Here is a 14167-nt window from a genome sequence, read left to right on the forward strand (position 1 = left end):
CGCGGGCCGCGCCGTGATCTTCAGGAGCGAGCCGTGGTGCCAAGGTCGACGCGGAACACGCTGCCCCGCCCCGGCGCCGATTGCAGCGAGACCCGCCAACCCTGGTGCTCGCAGATGCGCTGGACCAGGGACAGGCCCAGCCCGAGATTGCCGGCGGCAGGCTGCGTGCCGCGCACAAAGGGGCTGAAGACCGCCTGCTGCCGCTCCGCCGGAATGCCCGGACCGTCGTCGGCCACCTGCAGGTATTGGGCGCCGGCGCTGATCGTGACGCGCGCGCCGGGTCCGGCGTATTGCAGCGAATTGCGGATCAGGTTGGACAGCAACGCGCGCAGCAACGGCGCCGGAAAGCGCGGCGGATCCATTGCCGGCGTCATCCCGTCGGCGCCGCTCGGGCCCGGGGCGGCGGCCCTGTCGAAGACATCGGCGGGCGCGTCGGCCGCCGCGTTCGACGGGCTCGGCCCCGCCGCGGCCTGCAGCGTCAGCGACATGCCGCGCCGCCGCGCCACCGCGCTCCAGGCGGCGAGTTGCTCGCGCGCGGCCTCATCGGCGCTGGCGCGCGCGAACTGGCCTGCGTCGTCGCGTCCGCGCGCCAGCATCAGGTAGGTATCGAGCCGTTCCCCGATGTCGGTCGCGGCCGCCGCGATGCGCTGCAGGCGCTCGGTGCCGCTGGCATCCAGTCCCCGCTCTTCCAACAGCAGCTCGCAGGAACTGGAAATCACCATCAGCGGCGTGCGCAATTCGTGGCCGACGTCGGCGGTGAACAGCTGTTCGCGCCGCAGCGCCTGCTCGAGCTGGTTGTAGGTGGCGTCGAAGGCGGCCGCCAACCGGCCGATTTCGTCAGGGGGGTAGTCCTCGGCCAGGCGGGTCTGCGGCGGCTGCGCGCCGCGCGCCGTGACCTGCGCCGCCAGCCTGGCCAAGGGCCGCAGCATGCGCCGCGTGGCCAGGGTGCCCAGCACGAAGGCCAGCGCCAACCCGCCGGCCAGGCCGCTGACCACGGTCCAGTGCGACGCGGACTGGTTGTGTTCGTACTCGGTGTAGTCGCGCAGCAGCATGTAGCGCTGGCCATCCTTGTCGTCCACCATGACGTGCCAGATTCGGCCCTCGCGCTCGATCTTGTGGAAGCCCGGCGCCAGGCCCCGCAGCCATTGCGGGAACGCCGATCCGCCCGGTTCGCCATGGAAGAACCGATGCGGCCGGCCCGGGTCGATGCCCGCCAGGAAGTCGCCGCGCACCCGTTCCACCGCCATGCCCATGTCGATGCGCTGCAAGTGGACCTCGAGCGTGTTCACGCTCCAGATCGACACCCAGGTCAGCACGCCGCCGACCAGCAGCGCCAGCAACAGGTACGTGCGCACCAGGTAGCGCGCCAGGCCGCGCCGCGCGCTACGCATCGCCAGCCGCCCGCAATTGGTAGCCGATGCCGTGCACCGTGTGCAGCAGCGGCGCGTCGAACGGCTTGTCGACCACCTGGCGGATCTGGTGGATATGGGTGCGCAGGCTGTCGCTATCGGGCGGGGAATCGCGCCACAGGGCCTCTTCGAGCCGGCCACGATGGACCACCGCGGGGCTGGCGCGCATCAACAGCATCAACAGCTGCAGTGGCGACGGCGGCAGGCGCAGCGCCTGCCCGGCGCGCGCCAGCGCCAGGGTGCCGGTATCCAGCGTCAGGTCGCCCACCCGCAACACGCGCGCTGCGCCGGCGCCGCTGGCGCGGTGCAGCAGCGCCTTGACGCGCGCCGCCAATTCGGCCAGCGCGAAGGGCTTGACCAGGTAGTCGTCGGCGCCCGCGTCGAAGCCGGCCAAGCGGTTGTCGAGCGTGTCGCGCGCGGTGACCATGATGATCGGCGTGCCGCAGCCGGCTTCGGCGCGCAGTTGGCGGCACAGGTCGTAGCCGTCCAGCCGCGGCAGCATCAGGTCGAGCACGATCAGGTCGAAGCCGCCTTCAGCGGCCATCGCATAGCCGCGCAGCCCGTCCTCCGCGCAATCGACGATATAGCCGCGGCGCGTCAGGTGATGCGTGATGTTGGCCAGGATATCGGGATCGTCTTCGATGACAAGAACGCGCATGTCGGATCGGGCGGGAATGGAAATCAATCTCAGATTGTAAGCGCGGCCGGCGCCCGGCAGCGGCCGCGGCCACGGGCCGCCGCGTCTTAACGAAATCTTGAACCCCGATGGCGGAGACTGTCCGCCGATGTGAATGGTTCGCGTTACCCGCAAGCCCGCGGGCGCGTCCAGGGTCACTGGATCGGGATTCTCCATGCGTTTGAAATTCGTGTTCCGCGCGGCGCTGGCTGGCGCCGCCCTGCTCTGCGCCGTCGCCGGCGCCCAGGCCCGCCAGGTGACCGACCTGGCCGGGCGCGTCGTGACCGTGCCCGACCATCCGCGGCGGGTGCTGCTGGGCGAAGGCCGCTTCGTCTTCGCCATGGCCTTGCTGGACCGCGCCGACCCGGTGGCCCGCGTGGTCGGCTGGCAGGGCGAACTCAAGCAGCAGGACCCCTACTCCTGGCAACAACTGGTCAAGCGCTTCCCGAAGGCTGCCGAGGTGCCGCTGATCGGCACCACCTCGGAAGCCAGCGTCAGTCCCGAAAAAATCGTCGCGCTCAGTCCCGACGTGGCGGTATTCAGCCTGAGCGGCCACGGCCCGGGCCGCAACAATCCCATGATCGCGTCGTTGCAGCAGGCCGGCATTCCCATCGTCTTCATCGACTTCCGCCAGCATCCGGTGCAAAACACCGTTCCCAGCCTGCGCATCCTGGGCCAGGCGCTCGACCGCCAGGAACAGGCCGAGCGCTACATTGCATTCTATGAATCGCACATGGCCAAGGTGCGCGACCTGGTGCAACCCGTGCCGCAGGCCGAGCGGCCGCGCGTGTTCGTGGAAATGCTGGCCGGCGTCTGGCCGGCGTGCTGCCACACCACCGGCAACGGCAGCTTCGGCGACCTGCTGCAGGCCGCCGGCGGCGTGAACGTGGCGGCGCCGGTGCTGCCGGGCGCGATCGGCGACGTCAGCATGGAATTCCTGCTGCAGTCACAGCCGCGGGTCTACATCGCCACCGGCAGCCGCTCCGAACCCGGCCGCCCGGGCCTGCTGGTCGGACCGGGCGCCGCCGCCGATGTCTCCGCCGCCAGCCTGTCCGCCTTGCTGCAACGCGACGGCATCCGCGACCTGGAGGCGGTCAAGCGCGGCCGCGCCTTCGGCATCTGGCACGCGTTCTACAACTCGCCCTACAACGTGGCGGCGGTGGAAGCCATGGCCAAATGGCTGTATCCGGCACGCGCCGCCGCGCTCGATCCGCGCGCCACGCTCGACACGCTGTACCGCGACTTCCTCGACCTGGACGGCGCCGGCACCTACTGGACCGCGCCCGCCGCCCGCTGACCGGCTCTTCCCATGCAGACCCCCGCCACCATCCTGGCCGCCGACGGCATGCCTGACGATCCCGTCGCCCACTATCGCCGCACCCGCAGGCGGCGCCTGCTGCTGGCGCTGGCGCTGGCCGTGCTCATCGTCGCCAGCCTGCTGGCCGACCTCGCCACCGGCCCGGCCGGCCTGGCGCCGGCCGATCTGCTGCGCACACTGCTGCATCCCGACGGCGCCGACGCCGGCACCCGCGTCATCGTCTGGCAGTTCCGCCTGCCCTACGCGCTGATGGCATTGCTGGTGGGCGTGGCGCTGGGGCTGGGCGGCGCCGAGATGCAGACCATGCTCGACAACCCGCTGGCCAGTCCCTACACGCTTGGCGTGTCGGCCGCCGCCGCGTTCGGCGCCTCGCTGGCGATCACGCTGGACTGGCACCTGCCGGCTTTGCCGCCGGGCATGGTGGTGTCGCTGTCCGCCTTCGCCAGCACGCTGGTGTCGGTGCTGGTGCTGGAACGCGTGGCGCGCTGGCGCGGCGGGTCGACGCTGGGCGTGGTGCTGTTCGGCATTGCCCTGGTGTATGCCTTCCAGGCCCTGGTGATGCTGCTGCAATTCATCGCCAGCGAGGAAGCGCTGCAAGGCATCGTCTTCTGGACCATGGGCAGCCTGGCGCGCGCCAATTGGACCAGCGTCGGCGCGATGGCCGTGGCGCTGGCCCTGGCGCTTCCCTATTCCCTGCGCGATGCCTGGAAGCTGACGGCGGTGCGGCTGGGCGAGGAACGCGCCGCCAGTTTCGGCATCGACGTCAAGCGCCTGCGGCTGGTGAGCCTGCTGCGCGTCAGCGCGCTGGCGGCCCTGGCGGTGTCGTTCGTCGGCACCATCGGTTTCGTCGGCCTGGTGGCGCCTCACATCGCCCGGCTGCTGCTGGGCGAGGACCATCGCCACTACCTGCCCGGCAGCGCGCTGGCCGGCGCGCTGATCCTGTCGCTGGCCTCCGTCGCCTCCAAGACCGTGCTGCCCGGCGCGCTGGTGCCGGTCGGCATCGTGACCTCGCTGGTCGGCATTCCCTTCTTTCTCACCATCGTCATCCGCGCCCTCAAGCGCAGCTGACTCCTACCTTCACCGGAGACGCCTTCCCATGCTCACCCGCTACCCGTTCGCCCTCGCCGCCCTGCTGGCCGCCGGCGCCGTCCACGCCGCCACGCCCGCCTGCAGCATCGACGTCGAAGGCCAGCCCGGCAAGAAGTTCGCGCCCGCCCACATCGTGGTGCCCGCCACCTGCCAGGACTTCACGGTGCGCCTGATCCATACCGGCAAGAACGGCAAGGAAAAGGCCGGCCACAACTGGGTGCTGACCCGGACCGAAGACATCGACGCGGTGATGGTCGACGGCATGAAGGCGGGCGCGGCGCATGATTTCCTGGCCCCGGGCGATGGCCGCATCCTGGCCCGCACGCCGATGCTGGGCGGCGGCGAGACCGCCAGCGTCACCTTCCCCGTCAGCCGCCTGGCGGCCGGGCAGTCGTACACCTTCTATTGCTCGTTCCCGGCGCACGCCCAGCACATGCGCGGCACGCTGGCCGTGCAGCGGCCCTGACGCCATGGCCTCGCGGCAGAGCCCCGACACCCCGGCCGCGCTGGAGATCCGCGCGCTCGACGCCGGCTATGGCGCGCGCCCGGTGCTGCGGGGCCTGCGGGCGGCCCCGCTGCGCGAAGGCACGCTGACCGCGCTATTGGGTCCGAACGGCAGCGGCAAATCGACGCTGCTCAAGACCCTGGCCGGCCTGAACCCCATGCAGGCCGGCGAACTGCGGCTGGACGGCGCCGATTTCGGCCGGCTGCCGCCGGCGCGGCGCGCGCAACATGCCATGTACATGCCGCAGGCCCTGCCCAGGGGCGTGCACATGACGGTGCTGGAATCGGTGCTGGTGGCGGCCCGCTCTGGCCGCGCGCGCCAGCCCGGCGACGTGCTCATGGGCGAGGCAATGCGGGTGCTGTCAGAGCTGGGCATCGGCGCCCTCGCCAGCCGTTGCCTGGACGAGCTGTCCGGCGGCCAGAAGCAGTTGGCCTCGCTGGCCCAGGCCCTGGTGCGGCGGCCGCGCCTGCTATTGCTGGACGAGCCGCTGTCGGCGCTGGACCTGAATTACCAGTTCCACGTCATGGACGTGCTGCGCCGGCAGACCGCAAGCCATCGCCTCATCACGCTGGTGGTGCTGCACGACCTGAACATCGCCCTGCGCCACGCCGACCATGCCCTGCTGCTGCACGGCGGCGCGCTGCTGGCCGAAGGCCCGCCGCGCGAGGTGGTCACGCCCGATACGCTGCGCCGCGCCTATGGCGTGCTGGCCCGGGTCGAACGGTGTCCGCAGGGCCAACCGCAAGTGCATGTGGACGGATTGGCCCATATCGGGCTGGCCCATATCGCCTAGATCAGGAACTGCCGGTAGGCTTCGTTCGCCGTCTCTTCTGAATGGGCGTAGCCCAGCTGCGCCAGGAAGCGGTCGAGCGCCGCGTCGTCGGCCACCGGCGCCTGGATGCCCACCAGCACCGAACTGAAGTCGGCGCCCTGGTTGCGGTAGTGGAACAGGCTGATGTTCCAGTTCGGCGCCATGGCTGTCAGGAACTTCATCAGCGCGCCCGGACGTTCCGGAAATTCGAAGCGGAACAGGCGCTCGCCGCCCGCCAGCGGCGAACGCCCGCCGACCATGTAGCGGATGTGCTGCTTGGAAACCTCGTTGTGCGTCAGGTCGCTGACCGCGAAGCCCTGCTCCTGCAAGCCGCGCATGATGTCCGCGCCCTCGCCGCGCCGCGCGATCTGCACGCTGACGAAGATGCGGGCGGTGCGGGCGTCGGCGATGCGGTAGTTGAATTCGGTCACGCTGCGCTGGCCCATCACCGCGCAGAAGCGGCGGAAGCTGCCGCGCTCCTCGGGCAAGGTGACGGCGAACACCGCCTCGCGCGCCTCGCCCACCTCGGCGCGGTCGGCAACGAAGCGCATGCGGTCGAAGTTCATGTTGGCGCCCGAGGTGATCGCCACCAGCGACTGGCCGCTCACGCCCTCGCGCTCCACGTATTGCTTGAGTCCGGCCAGCGCCAGCGCGCCCGCCGGCTCCAGCACGCTGCGCGTGTCCAGGAAAACGTCCTTGATCGCCGCGCAGACCGCGTCGGTGTCCACCAGGATCACTTCGTCGAGGAACTGGCGGCACAGGCGGAAGGTCTCTTCGCCCACCAGCTTGACCGCGGTGCCATCCGAGAACAGCCCCACCTCGGCCAGGCTGACGCGCTCGCCCACCTGGATCGACTGCGCCATGGCGCTGGAATCGACCGTCTGCACCCCGATCACCTTGACGGACGGATCCACCGCCTTCATGTACACCGACACGCCCGCCGCCAGGCTGCCGCCGCCGATCGGCACGAACACCGCGTCCAGCCGCCCCGGATGCTGGCGCAGGATCTCCATGCCGACCGTGCCCTGCCCGGCGATCACGTAGGGATCGTCGAACGCCGGAATGAAAGTCAGATCCTGATCGCGCGCCAGCGTCTGCGCGTAGGCGTAGGCATCGCTGTAGGAGTCGCCCGCCAGCACCACCTGCACCGTCGGCCCGCCGAAGGCGCGCACCGCGTCTACCTTCACCTGCGGCGCGGTCTGCGGCACCACGATGGTGGCGCGCACGCCGAGCCGGGCGGCGGAGATCGCCACGCCCTGGGCGTGGTTGCCGGCCGACGCGGTGATCACGCCGCGCTCCAGCGCCGCCTGCGGCGTGTTGCGCATCTTGTTGTAGGCGCCGCGCACCTTGAACGAAAACACCGGCTGGTTGTCCTCGCGCTTGAGATGCACGCGGTTGCCCAGCCGGCGCGACAGGCCGTGGGCCGGGTCCAGTTCGGTTTCGCGGGCGATGTCGTAGACGCGCGCGGTCAGGATCTGGCGCAGGTATTCCATGGGCGCGGCGCGGCCCGCGGTGAATGCATCGGTGTCGGTGGGGGTGGCTTGCGGTTGTTGCATGGGAACTCTCTGCGGCTTTTTCGGGGGCTGGGCCCGGCAGAGGCGGCAACAAAAAACCCGCCTCGTGGGGCGGGTTTGTTTGACTGACTGCGGTCGCGCGTTAACCCACCATTCCAGGAATGATGGTAATAATCAGCGAAATGCGGACGGCGCGGGAAGTCATGGGGCGTAGCTTCCCGCAAGCGCGGCGGTTTGTCAAATCGGCCCGCCTTGGGCATAGGGCCGCACGGGCGCTGGCAGCTCGTCCAGCGGCCGGTGCCGCGCCAACTGCGCCAGCACGCCGCGGAACATGTTCCTCCTGCCCGCGGCGTCGGGCACCCGCCGCACGAACAGGTATTCGAAATGCGCCAGCAAGCGGCGCAGCATGTCGGCGTCCAGCGCCAGCAGGATCTGGCGCAGGTCGTCGGGCAGCACCTCGTCGGGCGAGCACAGGAACAGGCCCATCTGCATGCGCGTCAAGGGCTTGGCGCGGTACAGGGCCTCGCTGGCCGCCAGGCATGCCTGGCGATCATCCAGGGCCAGCAAGGTGGTGCATTTCAAGACCATCAGGAACACCTGGAATTCGGAACCGGGTTCGGCCAGGCCGATGCCCTGGTCGAAATGCTCGATGGCTTCCCGCAGGCGGCCGCGGTTCAATCGCAACTGGCCCAGCACCGCAAAAGCGGACGCGAACGCGGTGCTGCGCGCGAAGGCCTCTTCGGCCAACGCCTCGGCCAGCGCCAGGTGGCCGTGGCTGACGAAGCACAGCAGCTTGGCCGCCGCCAGCGCCAGCATCGGATTGGCCCGCACGTGCGGCAGCGCCTGGAACACCAGCGCCTCGATCTGCGGCTCGAGCTCGGCCGGGACGCTGGACAGGTCCAGCACCAGCCGCGCGTACAGATGCGAGGCCCACATCAGCGCGGTCTGCGGATCGTCGGGATTCTCGGCGCGCAGTTTCTCCAGTTCGGCCTCCGACTCCAGCCAGCTTTGCGGGGTGCGCGACAGCAGCACCGCGGCACTGTGCAAGCGCAACTCGATCGGCTCGTCGGAGGGGCCGGCCACGTCGCCGCGAGCCCGTGCCAGGCTGCGCCAGATTTCGCTTTTCAGGCAAGCCGCGAAAGTCGCGGCGGCGGTCCGGCCGACGTCGGGACCGTCCCCGGGCGCGATGGTCCAGCGCTCGGCGCGCAACGCCGCCCCGCTGGCCGCTTCGCGCAAAACCACCGCGCAATGCACGCCGGCCTCGTCCTGGCGCAAACCAACCTCCACCCGGAATGGCGCGCGCGCTTCGGCGGCGGCCGCCAGCGACAACAGGCTGACGCCCCGCTCGCTCGGCAGGCGCGCCCGCAATGCCGCGGCCAGGTCCGTCAGGAAGGCTCGCACCCGCGGCTCGGCGCGCAAGGCCTCGGGGCCGGCCGCCGGCCCGATGGCGACATAGACGTCGCCGCCCGGCCCCGGCTCGGCCGCGGCGATCCAGCTGTAGCCTTCGCCGTAGCTGGTGGCGATGAAACGGGGCGCGCGCGCGGAATCGCCGAGCTTGGCGCGCAGGCGATTGATCAACAGGTCGACGCTGCGCTCGAGGGCGTCGCCGTCACCGCGCTGGGTCACGTCCAGCAGGCGCTGGCGCGGCAGGATCTGGCCCACGTGTCCGGTCAATAAGGCCAGCGCGGCACTTTCGACGGGCGTGAAGTGCACCGTCCTGCCATCGGTACCGCTGGCATAGCGGAACTTCGGATCGAACAACAGATTGCCAAACCGCATTGCCTCTCTCCGCGCCGGGCCTCTCACAACGCCCATCGTCATCCGGCGCCCCGCTCTCACCCGCCCGCGCGCTTTGGCGCGACAGTTGCGGCATATTAGCCAATACTTGCACGCCGTTACCAGAGGTTGTCGATCTTTGGCGCCATTCCTGGACGCAAAAAACCGTCCATCCGGCCACTGGCGCACGCCCGGCGGACGATTGGCGCCCATTTCCGCGCACGCCGCGCGGGTCACGGTATTACAATGTTCGATTCGTGGCAGTCGCACCTTCCAGGCGGTCGGGCTTTTGGACCAGCAAATAAAGGGCGGGCGGCGCCATGTTGAGCCGACCCGGGCCCGCCTGTGCCGGTTCAAACGAACCCACTCTCGACAACATCTACCGGCTGACGCCGCATAGCATGTTCGGGTTTGCGCCTAGCGCCACCGCCGAACAGATTCAAGGATCATGTCTCTTACTCCGAAGATTATCTATACCCTCACCGACGAAGCTCCGGCGCTTGCAACCCGTTCCCTGCTGCCGATCGTCCAGACCTTCGCGAAGTCCGCTGGCATTACCGTCGAAACCCGCGACATCTCCCTGGCGGGCCGCATCATCGCCCTGTTCCCCGACTACCTCGACGACAGCCAGAAGCTGGGCGATGCCCTGTCCGAACTGGGCGCCCTGGCGGTCCAGCCCGAAGCCAACATCATCAAGCTGCCCAACATCAGCGCCTCGATGCCGCAGCTGAAAGCCGCCATCAAGGAACTGCAGGACCAGGGCTACAAGCTGCCCGACTACCCTGACGCTCCGGCCAACGACACCGAGCGCGACGTCAAGGCGCGCTACGACAAGGTCAAGGGCAGCGCCGTCAACCCCGTGCTGCGCGAAGGCAACTCCGACCGCCGCGCGCCGCTGTCGGTCAAGAACTACGCCCGCAAGCACCCGCACAAGATGGGCGCCTGGACGGCTGACTCCAAGTCGCACGTCGCGCACATGGACAGCGGCGACTTCTACGGCACCGAAAAGTCGGCCCTGATCGCCGAAGCCGGCGACGTCAAGATCGAGCTGACCGCCGTCGACGGCACCAAGACCGTGCTGAAGGAAAAGACCCCGGTCAAGGCCGGCGAGATCATCGACGCCGCCGTGCTGTCGACCGCCAAGCTCAAGACCTTCCTGCAGGCCCAGATCGACGACGCGCGCGCCCAGGGCGTGCTGTTCTCGGTGCACCTGAAGGCCACCATGATGAAGGTCTCCGACCCCGTCATCTTCGGCCACGTGGTGTCCGTGTTCTACAAGGACGTGCTGGCCAAGCACGCCGCCGTCCTCAAGCAGGCCGGCTTCGATCCCAACAACGGCATCGGCGACCTGTACGCCAAGATCCAATCGCTGCCCGCCGACCAGCAGGCCGCGATCACCGCCGACATCGACGCCGCCTACAAGACGCTGCCGCAACTGGCCATGGTGAACTCCGACAAGGGCATCACCAACCTGCACGTGCCCAGCGACGTCATCGTCGACGCCTCCATGCCTGCCATGATCCGCGACTCGGGCAAGATGTGGAACGCCGAAGGCAAGCTGCAGGACGCCAAGGCCGTCATCCCCGACCGTTGCTACGCCGGCGTCTACCAGGCCGTCATCGACGACTGCAAGCAGCACGGCGCCTTCAATCCGGTCACGATGGGCAGCGTGCCCAACGTCGGCCTGATGGCCCAGGCCGCCGAGGAATACGGCTCGCACAACAAGACCTTCGTCATCCCCGCCGCCGGCACCGTGCGCGTCACCGACGCCTCGGGCAAGGTGCTGCTGGAGCAGGCCGTCGAGGCCGGCGACCTCTGGCGCATGTGCCAGACCAAGGACGCCGCCATCCAGGACTGGGTCAAGCTGGCCGTCACCCGCGCCCGCGTCAGCCAGACGCCGGCCGTGTTCTGGCTGGACGAAAAGCGCGCCCACGACGCCCAGGTCATCGCCAAGGTCAAGCAGTACCTGAACGACCACGACACCAATGGCCTGGATCTGCGCATCCTGGCGCCGGTCGAGGCCACCAAGTTCTCGCTCAAGCGCATCCGCGAAGGCCTGGACACCATCTCCGTCACCGGCAACGTACTGCGCGACTACCTGACCGACCTGTTCCCCATCATGGAACTGGGCACCAGCGCCAAGATGCTGTCGATCGTGCCGCTGGTCGCCGGCGGCGGCCTGTTCGAAACCGGCGCCGGCGGTTCGGCGCCCAAGCACGTGCAGCAGTTCCTGGAAGAAGGCTTCCTGCGCTGGGACTCGCTGGGTGAGTTCATGGCCCTGGCCGCTTCGCTGGATCACCTGGGCCGCGCCTACGACAACGCCCGCGCCCAAGTGCTGGCCAAGACGCTGGACCTGGCCACCGCCAAGTTCCTGAACGAGAACAAGTCGCCCGACCGCAAGGTCGGCGGCCTGGACAACCGCGGCAGCCACTTCTACCTGGCGATGTACTGGGCCCAGGCCCTGGCCGAGCAGACCGACGACCGCGCGCTGGCCGCGCTGTTCGCCCCGGCCGCGGCCGCGTTCGCGCAAGGCGAAGCCAAGATCCTGGAAGAACTCAAGGCCGCCCAGGGCAAGCCGGTCGACATCGGCGGCTACTACCAGCCGAACGAAGACAAGGCCAGCCGCGCCATGCGCCCCAGCGCCACGCTGAACCAGGTGCTGGCCAACATCGGCTAAGCCCCGTCGTCCCGGGCCGTCTGGCCCGCGAGCGCAAAAAAGCCGGCGGTTCCGCAAGGAGCCGCCGGCTTTTTCTTTGCGCCAGGGTTGTCCGCCAGACCGCGGGCAAGGGCCCGACGCGGCATCGCGCCGTCGACCCGCGCCGCTCAGGCCCGCGATACCCCGCGCGCCCGGCGGATCTGCAACCACTGCAGCGCCACCGGAACCAGCGACAGCCCGATGATGATGACCGACACCCAATGCAGGTTGGCGCGCACCCAGGCGATGGAGCCGAGCCAGTAGCCCGCCAGCAGCATCGAGCCGCACCAGGCAATGGCGCCGACCACGTTGTAGATGAAGAAAGTGCGGCGCGGCATCTGCGACAGCCCCGCCACGAATGGCGCCAGGGTACGCACGATGGGCACGAAGCGCGCCACCGTGATGGTCATGGCGCCGTAGCGGGCGAAATAATCGCGCGCCCGTTTCAGGTGATCCGGCTTGACCCAGCGGCTATGCGCCAGCTTCTGGCCCCAGCGCGACGAGGCAATGGCATAGTTGAGCGCGTCGCCGGCAATGGCGGCCGCCGTGATGGCCGCCAACGACGACAGCGGGTCGATGCCCGCCAGCCCCAGGAACGCGCCAGCCGCGAACAGCAGCGAATCGCCCGGCAGGAACGGCATCACCACCAAGCCGGTCTCGATAAACACGATGGCGGCGATGATGCAGGTGCCCAGCACCCAGTTCTGCGCCAGCAGCGCCATCAGGCCCTGCTCGCTGGTCAACCACGCAAACATCTCGGTAATGCTCATACGGATCCCGCCCTTCTTTTTTCATGGCCGGTGGCGCCGGCCGCGTCATGGATGAAGGGTCGCAGTATGCAGCGGGCCGCGTCGATATTTCATCAAATCCGGGCGCCGCCGACGAGACAGCGGCGGGCGCCGCTCAGCGCTCGGCCATCAACCGATCGAGCCGCAGCCGGCCGCGCTCGTCCGTCAGCCGCCGCATGGCGCCATAGGCCGCGCCCATGGCCGCCATGCCGCTGGCGCCGCACAGCAGGAACATCAGCAGGATCTGGTACTTGGCCGCATCGATCGGGTCCATGCCGGCGATGATCTGGCCGGTCATGATGCCAGGCAGCGTGATGATGCCGGCCGCCGACATCTGGTTGATGCTGGGCACGATGCCGCGCCGCACCGATTCGCGCAGCAACGCCGCGAAGGCCTGGTGCGCGGTCGCGCCCAGCGACAGGCGCGCCTCGATCGCCAGCTTGTCGCGGCGCACGCCCGACAGCACTCCGTCCAGCGCCAGGCTGGCGGCATTGAGCACGCTGCCCAGCACGATGCCGACCAGCGCAATGGTATAGCGCGGGTCGTACCAGGGTTCCGGGCGCAGCGCGGTACTGAGGATGAACAGCGCGGTGACCACCGTGGTGGCCACCACCGCCATCGTGCCCACGTGCCCGTTGCCATGGCCGGCCAGCCGCCCCTTGGGCCGGGCCGCGACCTCGCGCGCCGCCAGCGCCATCATCACCGCCACCACCAGCGCGGTCAGCCAGGGCGCCGCGTGCGCGAACACGATGCGCAGTATGTGGCCGACCAGCAGCAGCTGCACCACGGTGCGCAGCGCCGCCCACAGCACCTGGCGCTGAAGGTTCAAGCGCAACGCGAACGAAATGCCGGCCGACAGCAGCACCAGCAGCGAGGCGATGACCAGGTCCAGCGTCTGCAGCTTGATCACGTCCATTGCGGCTCCAGCTTGCCCTGCTCCATGCGCCAGCCGCGCCTTCCCATGCGGCGCGCCTGCTCGGGATTGTGGGTGACCATGAGGATGGCCGCGCCACCCTCGAGATAGCGGCGCAGTTCGGCCTCGACGCGCGCCGTGGCCTCGGGATCCAGCGCCGCCGTGGGCTCGTCCAGCAGCAAAGCCCGCGGCGCCTGCGCCAAGGCCCGCGCAAGGGCGGCGCGCTGGCGTTCGCCGGTGGACAGCTCCTGCACCAGGGAGTCCATTTTTTCCGGCGCCAGGCCCAGGCGCTGCAACAGTTCGGTGGCCAGGGTCCGGTCGGCGAAATGCCGCGCGACGCGGTCGTCCCACCAGCCGGCCTCGGCCTGGCAATAGGTCACCTGGCGGCGCCATTGCCAACCGCGCATGCCGGAACGCGGCGCGCCGTCCAATTCGACTTCGCCATGACCCGGATCGAGATCGGCGACCTGGCGCAACAGCAGCGACTTGCCCGACCCCGAAGGGCCGGTGATGGCGGCGCATTCGCCCGCCGCCAGATCCAGGCTGACGGGCGCCAGGCGTTCGCTGTAGACGCCGCGCAGCCTGAGCACGGGAGGTTTCTGTGACATGGCGGCAAGCATAACCCGCGCGCGCCAGGCATATGCGTGGCGCCGCGGCGCGCCCTCGATGCCCT

General features: G+C 69.5%; 12 protein-coding genes. 5 read left to right on the plus strand and 7 right to left on the minus strand.

All coding sequences use genetic code 11. The features are described from left to right. Positions 1–20 precede the first annotated feature (20 nt). Both AC6CR5_RS05695 and AC6CR5_RS05700 read right to left on the minus strand, forming a co-directional pair. Positions 21–1391, minus strand: coding sequence for a sensor histidine kinase (locus AC6CR5_RS05695; protein WP_498085324.1), 1371 nt, complete (start codon positions 1389–1391; stop codon positions 21–23). After that, entirely contained in the window at positions 1384–2067 is a 684-nt protein-coding gene (locus AC6CR5_RS05700) for a response regulator transcription factor (protein ID WP_026383057.1), read from the minus strand. Before AC6CR5_RS05700 ends, AC6CR5_RS05695 begins: the two co-directional genes overlap by 8 nt. A 193-nt stretch (positions 2068–2260) precedes the next feature. Between AC6CR5_RS05700 and AC6CR5_RS05705 the strand changes: the two genes are divergently transcribed. Genes AC6CR5_RS05705 through AC6CR5_RS05720 form a run of 4 tightly spaced genes read left to right on the plus strand, consistent with a single transcriptional unit; the run spans position 2261 to position 5790 of the window. Then, positions 2261–3382, plus strand: a complete 1122-nt coding sequence (locus AC6CR5_RS05705; protein ID WP_498085325.1) for an ABC transporter substrate-binding protein — start codon at positions 2261–2263, stop codon at positions 3380–3382. 12 nt (positions 3383–3394) lie between these two features. Next, complete coding sequence (locus AC6CR5_RS05710; protein ID WP_049055079.1) at positions 3395–4471, plus strand: FecCD family ABC transporter permease; 1077 nt, start codon at positions 3395–3397, stop codon at positions 4469–4471. Positions 4472–4499: 28 nt separating this feature from the next. Then, positions 4500–4958 carry an azurin gene (gene azu / locus AC6CR5_RS05715; RefSeq protein WP_498085326.1) on the plus strand — a complete coding sequence of 153 codons (459 nt, stop codon included), beginning with the start codon at positions 4500–4502 and terminating at the stop codon, positions 4956–4958. Between the two features lie 4 nt (positions 4959–4962). Then, complete coding sequence (locus AC6CR5_RS05720; RefSeq protein ID WP_060720226.1) at positions 4963–5790, plus strand: ABC transporter ATP-binding protein; 828 nt, start codon at positions 4963–4965, stop codon at positions 5788–5790. Here AC6CR5_RS05720 and ilvA read toward each other — a convergent pair. Both ilvA and AC6CR5_RS05730 read right to left on the minus strand, forming a co-directional pair. Beyond that, positions 5787–7364, minus strand: coding sequence for a threonine ammonia-lyase, biosynthetic (ilvA, locus tag AC6CR5_RS05725; protein WP_020927761.1), 1578 nt, complete (start codon positions 7362–7364; stop codon positions 5787–5789). The two genes, AC6CR5_RS05720 and ilvA, sit on opposite strands and share 4 nt — an antisense overlap. A gap of 195 nt (positions 7365–7559) precedes the next feature. Further along, complete coding sequence (locus AC6CR5_RS05730) at positions 7560–9101, minus strand: winged helix-turn-helix domain-containing protein (RefSeq protein ID WP_054444805.1); 1542 nt, start codon at positions 9099–9101, stop codon at positions 7560–7562. Positions 9102–9546: 445 nt separating this feature from the next. Between AC6CR5_RS05730 and AC6CR5_RS05735 the strand changes: the two genes are divergently transcribed. Continuing rightward, positions 9547–11775: an NADP-dependent isocitrate dehydrogenase gene (locus tag AC6CR5_RS05735; RefSeq protein ID WP_498085327.1), complete on the plus strand. Its 2229-nt coding sequence runs from the start codon at positions 9547–9549 to the stop codon at positions 11773–11775. 146 nt (positions 11776–11921) lie between these two features. Here AC6CR5_RS05735 and AC6CR5_RS05740 read toward each other — a convergent pair whose 3' ends face one another. From AC6CR5_RS05740 to AC6CR5_RS05750, 3 genes are all read right to left on the minus strand, one after another. Beyond that, on the minus strand, positions 11922–12563 hold the full coding sequence (locus tag AC6CR5_RS05740; RefSeq protein ID WP_269876965.1) for a VTT domain-containing protein: 642 nt from the start codon (positions 12561–12563) through the stop codon (positions 11922–11924). Positions 12564–12696: 133 nt separating this feature from the next. Beyond that, positions 12697–13497, minus strand: a complete 801-nt coding sequence (locus AC6CR5_RS05745; protein WP_026383065.1) for an ABC transporter permease — start codon at positions 13495–13497, stop codon at positions 12697–12699. Next, positions 13488–14102, minus strand: a complete 615-nt coding sequence (locus AC6CR5_RS05750) for an ABC transporter ATP-binding protein (protein WP_235442292.1) — start codon at positions 14100–14102, stop codon at positions 13488–13490. The genes AC6CR5_RS05745 and AC6CR5_RS05750 overlap by 10 nt, the downstream gene beginning before the upstream one ends. Positions 14103–14167: the final 65 nt, after the last annotated feature.

Source organism: Achromobacter sp. EG18, from assembly GCF_059759395.1.

Excerpts from the sequence above, each read along its gene's own strand:
- AC6CR5_RS05750 (WP_235442292.1), bottom strand. The coding sequence starts at position 14,102 with ATGTCACAGAAACCTCCCGTGCTCAGGCTGCGCGGCGTCTACAGCGAA.
- AC6CR5_RS05705 (WP_498085325.1), top strand. The coding sequence starts at position 2,261 with ATGCGTTTGAAATTCGTGTTCCGCGCGGCGCTGGCTGGCGCCGCCCTG.
- AC6CR5_RS05695 (WP_498085324.1), bottom strand. The coding sequence starts at position 1,391 with ATGCGTAGCGCGCGGCGCGGCCTGGCGCGCTACCTGGTGCGCACGTAC.
- AC6CR5_RS05710 (WP_049055079.1), top strand. The coding sequence starts at position 3,395 with ATGCAGACCCCCGCCACCATCCTGGCCGCCGACGGCATGCCTGACGAT.
- AC6CR5_RS05735 (WP_498085327.1), top strand. The coding sequence starts at position 9,547 with ATGTCTCTTACTCCGAAGATTATCTATACCCTCACCGACGAAGCTCCG.
- AC6CR5_RS05745 (WP_026383065.1), bottom strand. The coding sequence starts at position 13,497 with ATGGACGTGATCAAGCTGCAGACGCTGGACCTGGTCATCGCCTCGCTG.
- AC6CR5_RS05700 (WP_026383057.1), bottom strand. The coding sequence starts at position 2,067 with ATGCGCGTTCTTGTCATCGAAGACGATCCCGATATCCTGGCCAACATC.
- ilvA (WP_020927761.1), bottom strand. The coding sequence starts at position 7,364 with ATGCAACAACCGCAAGCCACCCCCACCGACACCGATGCATTCACCGCG.
- AC6CR5_RS05740 (WP_269876965.1), bottom strand. The coding sequence starts at position 12,563 with ATGAGCATTACCGAGATGTTTGCGTGGTTGACCAGCGAGCAGGGCCTG.
- AC6CR5_RS05720 (WP_060720226.1), top strand. The coding sequence starts at position 4,963 with ATGGCCTCGCGGCAGAGCCCCGACACCCCGGCCGCGCTGGAGATCCGC.
- AC6CR5_RS05730 (WP_054444805.1), bottom strand. The coding sequence starts at position 9,101 with ATGCGGTTTGGCAATCTGTTGTTCGATCCGAAGTTCCGCTATGCCAGC.
- azu (WP_498085326.1), top strand. The coding sequence starts at position 4,500 with ATGCTCACCCGCTACCCGTTCGCCCTCGCCGCCCTGCTGGCCGCCGGC.